Source organism: Klebsiella huaxiensis (genome assembly GCF_003261575.2).
Taxonomy (GTDB): domain Bacteria; phylum Pseudomonadota; class Gammaproteobacteria; order Enterobacterales; family Enterobacteriaceae; genus Klebsiella; species Klebsiella huaxiensis.
In genome coordinates, this window is record NZ_CP036175.1 from 2,539,992 (window position 1) to 2,554,907 (window position 14,916).

Genomic DNA, 14,916 nt, shown 5'->3' on the forward strand with positions numbered 1-14,916 from the left:
ATGACCACGTTATCTCTTGAACAACTGGCGCAGCGTCTGCGTGAGGCGGAAACCCACGGGCAGGCCATTGAACCGCTGCGCGATATTCTCGGCGTCGACAACGCCGAAGCCGCCTACGCCATTCAGCGCATCAACGTCCAGCACCACGTCGCCATGGGTCGCCGGGTGGTAGGGCGTAAGGTGGGGCTGACCCATCCTAAAGTGCAGCAGCAGCTGGGCGTTGACCAACCGGACTTTGGCACTCTGTTTGCCGACATGTGCTTCGGCGATAACGCCAATGTGCCGTTTTCCCGCATCCTGCAGCCGAAAGTGGAGGCCGAAATCGCTCTCGTACTTAAACACGATCTGCCGCATGCCGACACCACCTTTGATGAGCTGTACGCCGCCATCGACTGGGTGGTGCCCGCCCTGGAAGTGGTCGGTAGCCGCATTCGCGACTGGTCGATTGGTTTCGTCGATACGGTAGCCGACAACGCTTCCTGCGGCGTCTACGTTGTCGGCAGCCCGGCGCGCCGACCGGAGGGGCTGGATCTGAAAAACTGCACCATGCGCATGACCCGCAATCAGGAGGAAGTTTCCAGCGGACGCGGTAGCGAGTGCCTGGGCCATCCGTTGAACGCGGCGGTGTGGCTGGCGCGTAAAATGGCCAGCCTTGGCGAGCCGCTGCGGGCGGGCGATATCGTGCTGACGGGTGCGCTGGGGCCGATGGTGACGATTAACGCCGGCGATCGTTTTGAAGCCCATATTGAGGGGTTAGGTTCAGTGGCGGCCAGTTTTGTCGCCGGAGAGGAAGGCAGTCATGCGTAAACGTAAAGTCGCGATTATCGGCTCCGGCAATATCGGTACCGATTTGATGATTAAAATTCTGCGCCACGGGCAGCATCTGGAGATGGCGGTGATGGTCGGTATCGACCCGGAATCCGACGGTCTGGCCCGCGCCCGGCGCATGGGCGTCGCCACCACCCACGAAGGGGTTGGCGGTCTGATGCAGATGGCGGAATTTGCCGACATTGATTTTGTTTTCGATGCCACCAGCGCCGGGGCGCACGTGAAAAACGACGCCGCGCTGCGCGAAGCCAAACCGGGAATTCGCGTTATCGATCTGACTCCGGCGGCTATCGGTCCGTACTGCGTACCGGTGGTCAATCTTGATGCCAATCTGCAACAGGGCAACGTCAATATGGTGACCTGCGGCGGCCAGGCGACCATCCCGATGGTGGCCGCGGTGTCTCGGGTAGCGAAAGTGCACTACGCGGAAATCATCGCCTCGATTGCCAGCAAATCCGCCGGTCCGGGGACGCGGGCCAATATTGATGAATTTACCGAAACCACCTCGCAGGCCATTGAAAAAGTTGGCGGCGCGGCGAAGGGCAAAGCGATTATCGTGCTGAACCCGGCGGAGCCGCCGCTGATGATGCGCGACACCGTTTATGTGTTAAGCGAAGACGCGTCGCAGCAGGACATTGCCGCCTCGATTGAGAAAATGGCGGCGGCGGTGCAGGCCTATGTGCCGGGCTACCGCCTGAAACAGCAGGTACAGTTTGAAGTGATCCCGAAAGATAAGCCGGTGAACCTGCCGGGCATTGGCCGCTTCTCCGGCCTGAAAACGGCGGTTTATCTCGAAGTCGAAGGGGCAGCGCACTACCTGCCAGCCTACGCGGGCAACCTCGATATTATGACCTCGGCGGCGCTGGCAACGGCGGAGAAAATGGCCCAGGCAATGAACGGCGCAGCGGGAGAAGTAGTATGAACGGTAAAAAACTCTATATCTCAGACGTAACCCTGCGCGACGGGATGCATGCCATTCGCCATCAGTATTCACTCGATAATGTGCGCCAGATTGCCCGGGCGCTGGACAGTGCGGGGGTGGATTCGATCGAAGTGGCGCACGGCGACGGCCTGCAAGGCTCCAGTTTTAACTACGGCTTTGGCGCGCACAGCGACCTGGAGTGGATTGAAGCGGCAGCGGAATCGGTCAGCCAGGCGAAAATCGCCACTTTACTGCTGCCCGGTATTGGCACCCTGCACGACCTGAAAAACGCCTATCAGGCCGGGGCGCGGGTGGTGCGCGTCGCCACTCACTGTACCGAAGCGGACGTCTCGGCGCAGCATATCGCCTTCGCCCGCGAGCTGGGGATGGACACCGTTGGCTTCCTGATGATGAGCCATATGACCACCCCGGAACAGCTGGCGCAGCAGGCGCTGAAAATGGAATCCTACGGCGCGACCTGTATCTACGTGGTCGATTCCGGCGGCGCGATGAATATGAACGATATTCGTGATCGTTTCCGCGCCCTGAAGGCGGTGCTGAAGCCGGAAACCACCACCGGTATGCACGCGCATCATAACCTGAGCCTCGGCGTTGCCAACTCCATCGCTGCGGTGGAAGAGGGTTGCGACCGTATCGACGCCAGCCTCGCGGGGATGGGGGCCGGAGCAGGCAACGCGCCGCTGGAGGTCTTTATCGCCGCTGCCGACAAACTCGGCTGGAACCACGGTACCGATCTCTACGCCTTAATGAACGCCGCCGATGAGCTGGTGCGCCCGCTACAGGACCGTCCGGTGCGCGTTGACCGCGAAACGCTGGCGCTGGGCTATGCCGGGGTGTACTCGAGCTTCCTGCGCCATAGCGAAGTGGCGGCGGCGCGCTATGGCCTGAGTGCGGTGGATATTCTCGTCGAACTCGGCAAGCGGCGGATGGTGGGCGGTCAGGAAGATATGATCGTCGACGTCGCGCTGGACCTGCTTAATCGTAACAAATAGAAGAAACGCGCGGCTGGCAACGTATCAGCCGCCATTCACCTGCTCCGATTATCCGGATATCGCAAAGGTACCCTATGACCAAAACCACGACTGCAAGCAATTCACGCCTGATGTTAACCGTCGGGCTCTGTTTTATGGTGGCCCTGATGGAAGGGCTGGATCTGCAGGCGGCGGGCATTGCCGCCGTCGGCATGGCGCAGGCCTTCGCGCTGGATAAAATGCAGATGGGCTGGATTTTCAGCGCCGGGATCCTCGGCCTGCTGCCCGGCGCGCTGGTGGGCGGCATTCTGGCGGATCGTTATGGCCGCAAGCGTATTCTGCTGGGCTCGGTTCTGCTCTTTGGCCTGTTCTCCATCGCTACCGCGCTGGCGTGGGATTTCGCGACGCTGCTGCTGGCACGGCTGTTGACCGGCGTTGGGTTGGGCGCAGCGTTACCCAATCTGATTGCCTTAACCTCGGAAGCCGCCGGACCACGCTTTCGCGGCAGGGCGGTGAGCTTGATGTATTGCGGTGTGCCGATTGGCGCTGCGCTGGCGGCGGCGCTGGGTTTTTTCGGTCTCGCTTCGGCCTGGCAAACGGTATTCTGGGTTGGCGGTGTCGTTCCGCTGCTGCTGGTGCCATTACTGATGCGCTGGCTGCCGGAATCGCCGGTCTTTCGGCGCAGCGTGGAAGGCGCACCGTTGCGCACGCTGCTCGCGCCGGGTAACGCTACCGCCACGTTGCTGCTGTGGATGTGTTATTTCTTCACGCTACTGGTGGTGTATATGCTGATTAACTGGCTGCCGATGCTGTTAGTCGGTCAGGGATTTAGCTCCAGCGAGGCGGCGGGCGTGATGTTTGTTCTGCAGTTTGGTGCTGCCTGCGGCACGCTGCTGCTGGGGGCGCTGATGGATAAGCTCAGCCCGCTGTGGATGTCGCTGCTGATCTACACCGGCATGCTGGCGTCGCTGCTGGCGCTGGGCACCGCATCGTCTCTTGGCGCGATGCTGTTTTCAGGATTCGTCGCAGGGCTGTTCGCCACAGGCGGGCAGAGCGTACTGTATGCCCTGGCGCCGCTGTTTTATCGCACCGAAATCCGCGCGACCGGCGTGGGGACTGCGGTGGCGATAGGGCGTTTAGGGGCAATGAGCGGCCCGCTGCTGGCGGGAAAAATGCTCGCACTGGGCACCGGCACCCTTGGCGTGATGGCGGCTTCTGCTCCCGGTATTTTGCTGGCAGGTGCGGCGGTGTTCTGGCTGATGAGCCGACAAAAGCGCGCGGCGTTGGCCTGAACATTTTGGTCAGTGCGGAGATATTCCCGGGGGCGGCGCGGAAAAGCTGCGCCTTGCCCGGGCTACCGGACTGCGGACGCCTGTCGCTTGTCGCTTGTAGCCGGGGGAGCGCCATAATAAAAAGGCGCTCAAAACCGTTCCCTCGCCCCTTTGGGGAGAGGGTTAGGGTAAGGGGAAGTCGCCCGCAGGATACCTTACCTTGCGCATCCACCCACTTTGGCATACGTTAAATCATCATCCATTGATTCTTCCGAGCATCATGTCTTTTACATCCCGCTTATTGAGCGATATCCCCGGCATCCGCTACGCCTTTCTCGATGTTCATGAAACTGCCGCCTTTCCCTACGGCGAAATGGCACCGGTCAAGCTGGTTCACGGCAACGTCGTACATCACTATCAGGCCCCGCAGGCCGAACGTCCCCACGCCGACGCGATGTTTACCGCCGTCAGGGGGCAGAAGGTGGGCGTGGTGACCGCCGATTGCCTGCCGCTGCTGATGGCTTCGCGAGATGGGCATTATATCTGTAGCGTCCACGCAGGCTGGCGCGGCGCGGCCAGCGGGATTATCGAAAATAGCCTCGCGCTGTTTCGGCGTTATCAGGTTTCTCCCGAAGAGCTGGTGGTGGTGAGCGGGCCGCATATTCATCCGTGTTGCTACGAAGTCTCCAGCGATTTTTATCAGATGCTGCGGGCAATGCCCGCGGGCGAACTGGCAAAACGCCATCGTGAACGTATTTTTCAGCCTCATCAGGCCTCGTCTGAGGGGGCTCGGGCGAAAGCGACCAGCAGCGATAATGTATGGTTCGACCTGCAAGCCTTTGCCTATCTTTTGCTGCGCAATGCGGGCGTGCCGGATGAAAATATGGAGTGGCTGGGGAGCTGTACCTACTGTACGCCGCAGTCGCTGGGGTCGTTTCGCCGCCGTACCCATACGCCGGCAGAGAAGTCGTTCCAGTACTCCTGGATCATGCGCGAGCCGGACAGTGATGTGTCGATGAGACGAAATGATGATTGCTGATGTGTAACATCGGCGGGCGTTTGCTATCTCTGCACTCCTTCAAACAAGGAGGAGTGCAAAATGAAATTGAACTCGTTCGCTCTAAGTCTCGCCCCGCTGCTGGCCGCCAGTACTTTTTCTGCTCATGCCGGCCCGCAAGCGCATGTGGTCTGCGCTTATCGTCATACGCCTGGTGATGACGCCATTATGATGTTCGGTAAGCCGAACCAAGCCATGTGGCATGACTTTTTCGGCAACACTCATTCCGATGCGGTATCCACTTACCAGACTTTACGCGACCAGCCGGAGACCTGATTTCGGTAGGTGCCGAGAAACTCCCGGGGCGGTGCGATAAAGTCATGGATTATTCAGGTTCACAAACGACGGTTGACCTGTAGCCCGGGCAGGCGCTTTGCGCCGCCCCCGGGAGCCAATTTCCCGGAGGCGATGCTACGCATCTGGCCCGCAGGTGGCAGTGAATTGGTAGCCCAGCTTAGCGCAGTGCGAGCAGGGGGATTCACAATACCTTAAACCCGTGCGTGCCATCGCGTGCCAGCTGCTCCACCAGGCCGAACTCCCAGTCGAGGTAGGCCTGCATTGCCGCAGGGGAGTTATCGGTTCCTTCATATGGACGGCGATAGCGATCGCTACGCGGCGTCGCCAGATGCGTCTCGCCATGCTCCAGCGCCAGCCCGGCGCTAATCCATGCCAGCGTTCCGCCGCTCAACAGCTGCACAGGTTTCCCGGTTAATGCCGCCACTTCCGGTACCGCGTATCTTGCCAGCAGGCTGCTGCCGCAGGTGACAACGTAACGTTTCGCTGATGGGATTGTCTCCAGCGCCTGATGTAGCTGTGAACGTACCAGCCAGTACGCGCCGGGAATATGTCGGGCGACATAGTTGGCGCTGGTGGTGAAATCCAGCACCACGGTACCTGGCTCCCGTAGCTGTTCCGCCAGTTGCAGTGGCGAAATCTCCTCCGCCTGCGGTCCCGGAGGGACGCTGATGGCCGGGGTCCCGCGCTCGCTAAAATCATCCCGCCGTACATCGTTTAATACCGCCACCTCCCAGCCCATCTGCGCCAGCCAGGACGCGGTTATCGGTGCACGAATCTCATCATCGGCAACCAGCACAATCCGCGCCCCGCGCACGCTGGCGAAATGATCGGTTTCCTGCACCAGTTGCCCGCCGGGAGCGCTCACGCTCTGCGGCAGATGGCCCGCCGCGTACTCTTCCGGGCTGCGTACATCGAATAGATACGTGGTACGTTCGGGCTGCCGCTGCCAGCGTTTAACGGTGTCAGTATCGATAAAAATCACACCCGCGCGTTCGGCCAGCTGTTTCACCTGCGCCACGCGTTCGGCTGAGGTGTGAAAATCTGCATCATAGCGTCGCTGCTGACCGTGTTCGAGTTCAAGCCCGGCTAAGGTCCAGCCAATGGTGCCGTTACGCAGCGCGTAGACCGGATTGGGCAAACCGGCGTTAAGTAACGACTGCGTACCGATAATGCTGCGGGTGCGGCCTGCGCAGTTGACGATAACCGTGGTCTGCGGCGAAGGGAGCAGCCCCTCAATACGCAGCGCCAGCTCTGCGCCAGGCACGCTGATGCTGCCGGGAATATTCATGGTTTGATACTCATCGAAGCGGCGCGCGTCGACGATAACCACTTCCTGGGGGCTATCGATCAATGCTTTCACTTCTTCGGCGCTCAGTGAGGGAGTATGCCGTTTACTCTCCACCAGCTCACCAAATGCCTTGCTCGGTGAGTTGACGTCCTGAAACAGTTCTCCGCCGCTGCGCTGCCAGCCCTGTAGACCGCCCTCCAGCAGCGCAACGTCCTGATAACCCCAGTTTTTCAGGCGCTCCACAGCCTGTTCCGCCAGGCCTTCGCCGTTGTCATAAACGGTAATCGGCGTTGTCAGGAGCGGTACACGACGGAAAATGTCCAGCTCCAGTTTACTAAGCGGCAGATTGGCGGCAAACAACGGATGATTACGGGCGAATTCCGCTTCTTCGCGAACGTCGAGCAGCGCCAACTCCGTGCCGTCAAGCAGCGCCTGGCGCAACTGTGCGGTCGGGCGATAAGAATAAGTGGGCATATTAATTGTCCTTAGAGAGATCCCAGATATTGGGTAAGTGGCGATTGGAGTAGCCAGAGACAAAAGGTTTAACCAGGCCTTCCGGGGTATACACCGCGCGTTTGACGCCGCCGATATTGCCGCCGTAGACGTGAATACTGATAGAGACGCTATCCGCCAGGGCGTTGCTTACCCGGTGAATGTCGCCGTCGCGTGAAGAGACCTTTTCCACCTCGCCGGGGGAAAGGCGCTCGGCAAGGCCGCTGGCCACCGGCTGACCGCGCCCGTCCAGACGGTAACGCTGATTCTCCTCCGCGCCGCGCAGCATACCGATGGCACCCCACACCCGATGGTCGTGAATTGGCGTTGATTGCCCCGGCCCCCAGACGAAACTCACAATGGAAAAACGCTGCCCGGAGTCGGCATGCAGCAGATACTGTTGATAGTGGTGGGGATGCGGCAGGGTGTACTCCTCCGGCAGCCAGTCATCTTTTTTCACCAGCGTCGCCAGGCGGTGCGCTACGGCATCAAGCAGGGCGGGCTCATCGGTAAAGTCGCGATGCAGGGCATCAACGTCTTGAATAAACTGGCGTAATTTCTCCACTCGCGGTGTGGTCATCGTCGCTTCCTGTTGTCGGGACTGGTCTTTACGCTAGCAAAGGCGTTAATATAATTAAAATGCAATTTCCGCATATGTTAATATGCAAAAATCACATTAAGGATTCTATGCGCATCGACGACATCGACGCTCTGCTGGCCACCGTGCAGTTTTCCTCCCTGAATCAGGCTGCAGAATATCTCGGTATTACCCAATCGGCGATTACCCGCCGTCTCCAGCGTCTGGAGCAAACCCTGAACGTGACGCTGCTGGAGCGCCAGACCCGACCGCTTACCCTGACCGCCGCCGGACATCGGGTTTACGAGCAGTGTCTGAGCATCAAGCGAGAAACCAAAAAGCTGTATGGCCTGCTTGACCCTGAGGCGGAGCCGCACGGCATCCTGCGTCTCGGGGTGCCGCAAAGCGTGGCGGAAATTGCGCTGCAACCGGCGCTGGCCGCGCTGCGCCAGCAGTTTCCCGCTCTGCAACCGCAGGTCACCTGCGGCTGGAGCGGGCTGTTGCAAAGGCGGCTGGAGAGCGTCGAACTGGATGGGGTGCTGGCGATGGGGCCTGAGCAACTGAGCTTTGCTGAGGGCTACAGTGGGCGGCTGCTTTGCCCGCTGGATATCGTGGTGATTGCGGCGAAAAGCTGGCGTCTGCACGCCGTAGCGCTGCGGGGCTGCGCGGAGAAAGGCTGGGTGCTGAACCCGGACGGCTGCGGCCTGCGGGCGGGGCTGATCCGCGAGCTGCACTCGCAAGGGCTGCGTTTAGCGCTGAATGTGGAAACCGCAGGCGCCCAGCTGCAAATTAGCCTGGTGGCTCAGGGGCTGGGACTGGGCCTGGTACCGCGCGCTGCGCTGGCCGCCAGCCCGTGGCGTGATGAAGTGACGGTGTTGGCGCTTGCGGATTTTCAACCCGAGGTGCATCTGTGGTTGGTTAACGCGCAGAATCTGGCTAACCTGAGTCAGCCGCTGACTTTTTTTGCCGCTAAGGTCGTGCAGCAGCTTAATGCATCTGACTGAAAAGCAGATATAATTTATTTAAATGCCTACATTGCATATTAAGATATGAGAAAAATGCATTTTGTTCATTAAGAGCCTGTGTATAGGGTAATGAAAACGCGCCGCCGCTGCGGCCCATTCGTTATCCTGATACAAGGAGTTCTGTATGAGCATTCAGTTTCTCGGCATGATCGGTCATCGCCTGTCGTCGGAAACCATCGCCCCGGTTGGCCCGATTTTTGACCGCGATTACATTGTGCGCTTTGCGCAAACCCACGAGGCTGCCGGGTTTGACCGCCTGCTGGTCGGCCACTGGTCCGATCAACCAGACGGATTTCTGGTGACCGCGCTGGCCGGGCTGTCGACGCAAAATATCAGCTTCCTGCTGGCTCATCGCCCCGGTTTTGTCTCGCCAACTCTTGCGGCGCGTAAATTCGCTACCCTTGAACACCTGCTGGGTGGACGCCTGGCGGTGCATATCATCAGCGGTGGTAATGATGCCGAGCAGCGCCGCGACGGTGACTATCTCGATCATGACCAGCGCTATGCCCGTACCGATGCCTTCCTCGACACCCTCCGCAAGGTCTGGACTGCCGAACAACCGGTGGATATCGCCAATGATTTTTATCAGGCGGAACAGGCCTGGTCGGCGATCCGCCCGCTGCAAAAGCCGCATATCCCCCTGTATTTCGGCGGCTCGTCGGAAGCGGCCATTGCCGTGGCCGGAAAGCACGCCAACGTTTTCGCCCTGTGGGGGGAGTCGCTGGCGCAAACCGATGAAACCATCCGGCGCGTGCGGGCCGAGGCGGCAAAACATCAGCGTGAGATTGGCTTCAGCGTCTCGTTCCGCCCGATTATCGCCGACACCGAAGCCGAAGCCTGGGAAAAGGCCGAGCATATTCTGCACGTCGCCACCGAACGAGCCGCGCAGACTGAAGGCGGTTTCAAAGCCAAGCCCGATAGCGTCGGCGCGCAGCGCCTGCGGGCGACGGCGGCGCAGGGCAAGGTGGTGGATAAGCGCCTGTGGACCGGGATCGCCCAACTGGTCGGCGGCGGTCACAACTCCACCGCGCTGGTGGGCACGCCAGAACAGGTCGCCGATGCGCTGCTCGACTACTACGACCTTGGCGTGCGCAACTTCCTGATCCGCGGATTCGATCCGCTGAATGATGCCCAGGAGTACGGGAAAGCGCTGCTGCCGATAACCCGTGAAAAAGCCGCTTTGCGTTCCGTTGCGGAGCGCGCATCGTGACCGATTCCGCATTCGATGATTGGGCGCGGCGGCTGACGGAGATCCGCCAGCTGATGGCAGAGCAGGCGGCCAGCCTCGACGCCAGCGGTGAATTTCCTCACCACAATATCGAACGTTTACGCCAGCGCGGCTTTTTAAGCCTTGCCGTGCCGCGACAATATGGCGGGGCGGGAGCCGATTTAGCACGTCTTCAGCAGGCTATCGCCGCCATTGCCTGGGGGGAACCGGCGACGGCGCTGATCGTTTGCATGCAGTACCTGCATCATCTACGGCTGGCGGAAAATGAAAACTGGGCCGAGCCGCTGCGCCAGCAGGTTTTTCAGGATGCCGTTGAGCGGGGCGGGTTGATTAATAGCCTGCGCGTGGAGCCGGAGCTGGGATCTCCGGCACGCGGCGGCCTGCCGAAAACCATGGCGAGTCGCAGCGCGGAGGGCTGGCGAATTAGCGGCCACAAAATCTATACCACCGGCATCGAAGGCCTGAGCTGGCTGGCACTCTGGGGTCGCAGTGACGACAGTACGCCGCTGGTCGGTACCTGGCTGGTACCCCGCGATAGTGACGGCATCAGCATGGTGAAAAGCTGGGATCACGCCGGAATGCGGGCAACCGGCAGTCATGAAGTCATTCTGAAAAATGTGCAGGTGTCCGCAGAGAATGCGGTGGACGTATGGCCTGTCGATGCGCCCCCCGCACCGGATGCCGAACAGTTTCGCCTGTTTGCTAATCGCCATACGGCGCTACTGACGGCGATTTACGACAGCGTCGCCCGCGCCGCCCGCGACTGGCTGGTGGCATGGCTGAGTGCGCGTATTCCGGGAAACCTTGGGCACCCGCTTTCCAGCCTGCCGCGAGTGCAGGAAAAGGTCGGGCAGATTGACGGCTTACTGCTGGTGAATCGCAGCCTGCTGGAGAAGGCCGCGGAGCTGGGCTTTTCCGCCATCGAGGCGAATCTGGCAAAAGTCACCATTACCGACAACGCCATTCAGGCGGTGAACCTGGCGCTGGAGCTGACCGGCAATCATGGTCTGAGTCGGCAAAACCCTCTGGAGCGCCACTATCGCAACGTGCTGTGCGGGCGGGTACATACCCCGCAGAACGACAGCGCGTGGCTGGCGGCAGGCAAATACGCTTTTCAAAAATAAGGATAATTCATATGCGCATACCCAAATTCACCTGTTTAGCCGGGGCGGTGATGCTGTTGGCCCTGAGCGGCTATGCGGCGGCTCAGGAGCGAGTCACTCTACGCATCGCCGATCAAAAAGGCGGCATGCGTTCGCAGCTGGAAGCCGCCAACGCGCTGCAAAATCTCTCGTACGACATTAAGTGGGCCGAGTTTCCGGCTGCCGCGCCGCTGGCGGAAGCGTTGAACGCCGGTGCGGTGGACGTGGGGATTATCGGCGATGCGCCGCTGCTGTTTGCGCTGGCAAACGGTGCGCCGGTCAAAGCCATCGCTGTCGATAAAAGCAATCCGGCGGGGACCGCTGTGCTGGTCTCTCCCGGCAGCCCGCTGAAAAGCGCGGCGGATTTAAAAGGCAAGCGTATCGCCACCGGTAAAGGGTCGATTGGTCATTTCGTGGCGCTGAAAGCGCTGGAGCAGGCGGGCATTTCACCCAAAGAGGTGCAGTGGGTATTTCTCGGCCCGGTGGACGCCAAAGTGGCGCTGCTTAACGGCTCGGTGGATGCCTGGGCCACCTGGGAGCCGTACACCACTCAACTGGTCAAGACCGCTGAGGGGCAGATTCTGGTGAGCGGCAAAGGGCTGCTGCCGGGCAACACTTTCCTTGCCGCCACCGATGATGCGCTGAACGATCCGCAAAAACGCGCGGCGCTGCAAGATTATCTCAATCGCCTGGCCGGTGCCGAGCGCTGGGCCTATGCCAACCTTGATAGCTACGGTAAAACGCTGGGAGAAATTATCCGCTTCCCGGCGGATATCGCCCGCGCGCAGTTTGCCAATCGTCAGTCGCAGTGGCTGCGCCTGGATTCGCAAACGGTCGCCCAGCAGCAGGCAACGGCAGATTTTTACCTCGCCAACGGCTTGATTCGCGCAAAGCTCGACGTCACGCCGACATTTGATAACGGTTTTAGCGTGCCTGCCGCGCAGGCTCATGCGGAGGTCGCGCCATGATGCATTCCGGTTTTTCCCGCCGTCGCTTCTTACAATTAAGCGGTGGCGTGGCGCTGGCGGGGGCTTCCCTGCCGTTATGGGCTCACGATATGGCGGCGATGGCGAGCAGCGACGAGCCTCCGGTGCTGCGTCTGGCTCAGCCGTACAAAATCAAACTGGCGATAAACAAAAGCGCAGTGTGCCTTGCGCCGGTCGCCGTCGCGGAGCAGCAGAAGATTTTCAGTAAATATAATCTCGACGTTGAGTTCGTTAACTTCGGCAACTCAACGGACGTACTGCTGGAGGCGATTGCCACCGGCAAGGCCGATGCCGGGGTTGGCATGGCGCTGCGCTGGTTGAAGGCGCTGGAGCAGGGCTTCGACGTCAAGTTGACCGCCGGAACCCACGGCGGCTGTCTGAACTTGCTGACGGCGAAAAACTCGCCGTTTGGCGGCCTGGAGAGCCTGAAAGGGCAAACTATCGGCGTTACCGATATGGCCGGGCCGGACAAAAACTTCTTCGCTATCTTACTCAAGCGCCACGGCATCGACCCAATAAGCGACGTGCAGTGGAAAGTCTATCCCGCCGATTTGCTCAGCGTCGCGCTGGATAAACGCGAAATCGCCGCCATTAGCGGCAGCGAACCGTTTAGCTATCGCCTGCTGGAAACCGGTAAATATCAGCTTATCGCCAGCAATATGACCGGCGATTATGCCAACCTGAGCTGCTGCGTGTTGGGCGTCAGCGGTACCCTGGCGCGAGATCACAAACCCGCCGCCGCAGCGCTCACTCAGGCGATTCTTGAAGCGCACAGCTACGCCGCTGAACATCCGGAAAGCGTGGCGCAATCCTTCCTGGCCCATGCGCTCAATACCAATGAAGCGGAGGTCAGCGGGATCCTTCACGGTCAGGGGCACGGTCATCATGCGGTGGGCGAGGCGTTTGTCAAAGAGTTGACACAGTATGCGGTGGATCTTCAGCGCGTGCAGGTGATCAAGCCCGGGACCGATCCTCATCAGTTTGCGGAGAGTATTTATGTCAACGTTTTCGCCTGAACGGGTTCTGTCGCGCCCGAGCAGCGGCAGGCCGTTGTGGAATGAAGGCCTGCTGGCTGGCGTATTGTGGCTGCTGGGTGGTTTTTTTACTCTCGCCTGGCCGGATGTCGGGCGGCGCTGGCCGTTTAGCGAAGGCTGGGCGCTGGCTCAGTTCACTGTCGGCGGGGGATTACTGCTGCTGGCGCTGAGCTATCGCTACTGGCGACAGCGGGGCGCGCGGTTGCAACATGCCGGGAAATGGCTGGCGCTGCTGCCGGTGCTGTTTGCTATATGGGAAGGACTGACGGCGAAGACGGCGTTTCTGCCGGTACCGTTTTTTGCGCCGCCGCAGGCGCTGATTGAAGTGCTGCATGATGACTGGCCGCGCCTGCTTGACAGCCTTCTGCATTCGCTGGGGCTGCTTGGGCTTGGCGTACTGCTTGGCACCAGTTGCGGTTTTATCAGCGGTCTGGCGATCGGCTGGTCTCAGCGTATCGGCTACTGGGTACATCCGGTTTTGCGCCTGCTGGGGCCGGTGCCGTCCACCGCGCTGCTGCCTCTGTGCCTGTTTATCTTCCCTTCAAGCTTCGGCGCCAGCGTTTTTCTGATTGCGCTCAGCACCTGGTTCCCGGTGACCGTGCTGACCTGGTCCGGGGTGATCGGCATCGATAGGGCATGGTATGACGTGGCGCGGACCCTGGGGGCCAGCCAGCGTTTTCTGATCCTGCGGGTGGCGATTCCCGCCGCGTTGCCGAACGTGTTTGTCGGCCTGTTTATGGGCCTCGGCGCGTCATTTTCGGTGTTGATCGTCGCTGAAATGGTGGGGGTAAAATCGGGCATTGGCTTTTATCTGCAATGGGCGCAGGGCTGGGCGGCATATCCTAATATGTACGCGGCGCTGCTGGTGATGGCGTTGTTATGCTCCGGCCTGATTAGCGGGCTGTTTATGGTACGCGACAGGCTGCTGAGCTGGCAGCGGGGAGGGATGAAATGGTAGCCGCGATGCTAAATTCTCAGGCGATATCTACCGGCGCAACGGTATCGATTAGCCATCTTCATCATGCTTTTACGCTTGGCAAACAGGCGGTTCCGGTGCTGGAAAATATCAGCCTGCAGCTGCGGCCTGGAGAGAGCGTCGCGCTGCTTGGGCCGTCAGGCTGCGGTAAATCGACCCTGCTGCGGCTGCTGGCGGGGCTGGAGGCGCAGCAGAGTGGGCAAATTCAGATTGATGAGACGGCAATGGACGGACCAGGGCCCGATCGAATTCTGGTGTTTCAGGACCCGACGCTCTACCCGTGGTTGACGGTACGGCAAAACGTGCTGCTGGGGCCGCAGGCGCAGGGCAAGAAGGGGCTTGAGCCGAAGGCCGACGCGCTGATTTCACGGATGGGGCTTGAGGCGTTCAGCGAGGCCTGGCCGCGCCAGCTTTCCGGCGGGATGGCGCAGCGTGCGGCGCTGGCGCGCGCGTTGCTAAATGAACCGCGCCTGCTGTTGCTTGATGAGCCGCTGGGCAAACTCGATTCGCTCACTCGCATCAGCATGCAGCGGGAGCTGATCGCTCTATGGCAGCAGCAGGGCTATACCAGCCTGCTGGTGACCCACGATATCGAAGAGGCGCTGCTACTTTGTGAGCGGGTACTGGTGATGTCGCCGCGCCCGGGCAGAATTATCGCCGAGTTTACGCTCCCGCTTGAATTTCCCCGCCATCGTGACAATCCGCTGCTGTTACAGCACCGTCAGGATATTTTGCGTATTCTTGGCCAGGAAGAGGATTGGTAAGGTAACGCGCTAACCAGGGGCGCGCTCATTCTGACCG

At 60.3% G+C, this 14,916-nt stretch carries 13 protein-coding genes and 2 pseudogenes; 13 read left to right on the forward strand and 2 right to left on the reverse strand.

Features of this window, described 5'->3' with window-relative positions; translation table 11 throughout:
• The 6 genes and pseudogenes from mhpD to DA718_RS12125 form a co-directional block, all read left to right on the forward strand.
• Positions 1-807: a 2-keto-4-pentenoate hydratase gene (gene mhpD / locus DA718_RS12100; RefSeq protein ID WP_112213441.1), complete on the forward strand. Its 807-nt coding sequence runs from the start codon at positions 1-3 to the stop codon at positions 805-807.
• The gene (gene mhpF, locus DA718_RS12105) at positions 800-1,750 is read left to right on the forward strand and encodes an acetaldehyde dehydrogenase (RefSeq protein WP_112213442.1); all 951 of its coding nucleotides are present in this window, start codon (positions 800-802) and stop codon (positions 1,748-1,750) included. Before mhpD ends, mhpF begins: the two co-directional genes overlap by 8 nt.
• Positions 1,747-2,763: a 4-hydroxy-2-oxovalerate aldolase gene (gene mhpE, locus DA718_RS12110; protein WP_112213443.1), complete on the forward strand. Its 1,017-nt coding sequence runs from the start codon at positions 1,747-1,749 to the stop codon at positions 2,761-2,763. The genes mhpF and mhpE overlap by 4 nt, the downstream gene beginning before the upstream one ends.
• A 74-nt stretch (positions 2,764-2,837) precedes the next feature.
• Positions 2,838-4,034, forward strand: a complete 1,197-nt coding sequence (mhpT, locus tag DA718_RS12115) for a 3-(3-hydroxy-phenyl)propionate transporter MhpT (RefSeq protein ID WP_112213444.1) — start codon at positions 2,838-2,840, stop codon at positions 4,032-4,034.
• Between the two features lie 259 nt (positions 4,035-4,293).
• A complete protein-coding gene (locus DA718_RS12120) occupies positions 4,294-5,052 on the forward strand; it encodes a purine nucleoside phosphorylase YfiH/LACC1 family protein (protein ID WP_112213445.1) in 759 nt (252 codons plus the stop codon).
• Positions 5,053-5,112: 60 nt separating this feature from the next.
• Positions 5,113-5,343 (forward strand): annotated as a pseudogene (locus DA718_RS12125) (hypothetical protein); the annotation flags it as partial.
• Positions 5,344-5,548: 205 nt separating this feature from the next.
• Here DA718_RS12125 and DA718_RS12130 read toward each other — a convergent pair.
• Both DA718_RS12130 and DA718_RS12135 read right to left on the reverse strand, forming a co-directional pair.
• A complete protein-coding gene (locus DA718_RS12130; protein WP_112213446.1) occupies positions 5,549-7,129 on the reverse strand; it encodes a rhodanese homology domain-containing protein in 1,581 nt (526 codons plus the stop codon).
• A gap of 1 nt (position 7,130) precedes the next feature.
• Positions 7,131-7,727 (reverse strand): cysteine dioxygenase family protein, encoded by a 597-nt coding sequence (locus tag DA718_RS12135; RefSeq protein ID WP_112213447.1) that lies wholly within the window; start codon positions 7,725-7,727, stop codon positions 7,131-7,133.
• 107 nt (positions 7,728-7,834) lie between these two features.
• On the opposite strand from DA718_RS12135, the gene DA718_RS12140 reads away from it, so the two are divergent.
• The 7 genes and pseudogenes from DA718_RS12140 (at position 7,835) to DA718_RS12170 (ending at position 14,879) form a co-directional block, all read left to right on the forward strand.
• Positions 7,835-8,728, forward strand: a complete 894-nt coding sequence (locus DA718_RS12140) for a LysR family transcriptional regulator (RefSeq protein ID WP_112213448.1) — start codon at positions 7,835-7,837, stop codon at positions 8,726-8,728.
• Positions 8,729-8,873: 145 nt separating this feature from the next.
• A pseudogene (locus tag DA718_RS12145) lies at positions 8,874-9,978 on the forward strand (LLM class flavin-dependent oxidoreductase).
• A gap of 34 nt (positions 9,979-10,012) precedes the next feature.
• Positions 10,013-11,101 carry an acyl-CoA dehydrogenase family protein gene (locus tag DA718_RS12150; RefSeq protein WP_267285569.1) on the forward strand — a complete coding sequence of 363 codons (1,089 nt, stop codon included), beginning with the start codon at positions 10,013-10,015 and terminating at the stop codon, positions 11,099-11,101.
• A gap of 11 nt (positions 11,102-11,112) precedes the next feature.
• On the forward strand, positions 11,113-12,087 hold the full coding sequence (locus DA718_RS12155) for an ABC transporter substrate-binding protein (RefSeq protein WP_112213451.1): 975 nt from the start codon (positions 11,113-11,115) through the stop codon (positions 12,085-12,087).
• Positions 12,084-13,121 (forward strand): ABC transporter substrate-binding protein, encoded by a 1,038-nt coding sequence (locus DA718_RS12160; RefSeq protein ID WP_112213452.1) that lies wholly within the window; start codon positions 12,084-12,086, stop codon positions 13,119-13,121. The genes DA718_RS12155 and DA718_RS12160 overlap by 4 nt, the downstream gene beginning before the upstream one ends.
• Positions 13,102-14,097, forward strand: a complete 996-nt coding sequence (locus DA718_RS12165) for an ABC transporter permease (protein ID WP_112213453.1) — start codon at positions 13,102-13,104, stop codon at positions 14,095-14,097. The genes DA718_RS12160 and DA718_RS12165 overlap by 20 nt, the downstream gene beginning before the upstream one ends.
• The gene (locus DA718_RS12170; RefSeq protein WP_167492756.1) at positions 14,091-14,879 is read left to right on the forward strand and encodes an ABC transporter ATP-binding protein; all 789 of its coding nucleotides are present in this window, start codon (positions 14,091-14,093) and stop codon (positions 14,877-14,879) included. The genes DA718_RS12165 and DA718_RS12170 overlap by 7 nt, the downstream gene beginning before the upstream one ends.
• Positions 14,880-14,916 lie beyond the last annotated feature (37 nt).

Excerpts from the sequence above, each read along its gene's own strand:
- mhpD (WP_112213441.1), top strand. The coding sequence starts at position 1 with ATGACCACGTTATCTCTTGAACAACTGGCGCAGCGTCTGCGTGAGGCG.
- DA718_RS12135 (WP_112213447.1), bottom strand. The coding sequence starts at position 7,727 with ATGACCACACCGCGAGTGGAGAAATTACGCCAGTTTATTCAAGACGTT.
- DA718_RS12150 (WP_267285569.1), top strand. The coding sequence starts at position 10,013 with ATGGCAGAGCAGGCGGCCAGCCTCGACGCCAGCGGTGAATTTCCTCAC.
- DA718_RS12160 (WP_112213452.1), top strand. The coding sequence starts at position 12,084 with ATGATGCATTCCGGTTTTTCCCGCCGTCGCTTCTTACAATTAAGCGGT.
- DA718_RS12120 (WP_112213445.1), top strand. The coding sequence starts at position 4,294 with ATGTCTTTTACATCCCGCTTATTGAGCGATATCCCCGGCATCCGCTAC.
- DA718_RS12130 (WP_112213446.1), bottom strand. The coding sequence starts at position 7,129 with ATGCCCACTTATTCTTATCGCCCGACCGCACAGTTGCGCCAGGCGCTG.
- DA718_RS12155 (WP_112213451.1), top strand. The coding sequence starts at position 11,113 with ATGCGCATACCCAAATTCACCTGTTTAGCCGGGGCGGTGATGCTGTTG.
- mhpE (WP_112213443.1), top strand. The coding sequence starts at position 1,747 with ATGAACGGTAAAAAACTCTATATCTCAGACGTAACCCTGCGCGACGGG.
- DA718_RS12165 (WP_112213453.1), top strand. The coding sequence starts at position 13,102 with ATGTCAACGTTTTCGCCTGAACGGGTTCTGTCGCGCCCGAGCAGCGGC.
- DA718_RS12140 (WP_112213448.1), top strand. The coding sequence starts at position 7,835 with ATGCGCATCGACGACATCGACGCTCTGCTGGCCACCGTGCAGTTTTCC.
- mhpF (WP_112213442.1), top strand. The coding sequence starts at position 800 with ATGCGTAAACGTAAAGTCGCGATTATCGGCTCCGGCAATATCGGTACC.
- mhpT (WP_112213444.1), top strand. The coding sequence starts at position 2,838 with ATGACCAAAACCACGACTGCAAGCAATTCACGCCTGATGTTAACCGTC.
- DA718_RS12170 (WP_167492756.1), top strand. The coding sequence starts at position 14,091 with ATGGTAGCCGCGATGCTAAATTCTCAGGCGATATCTACCGGCGCAACG.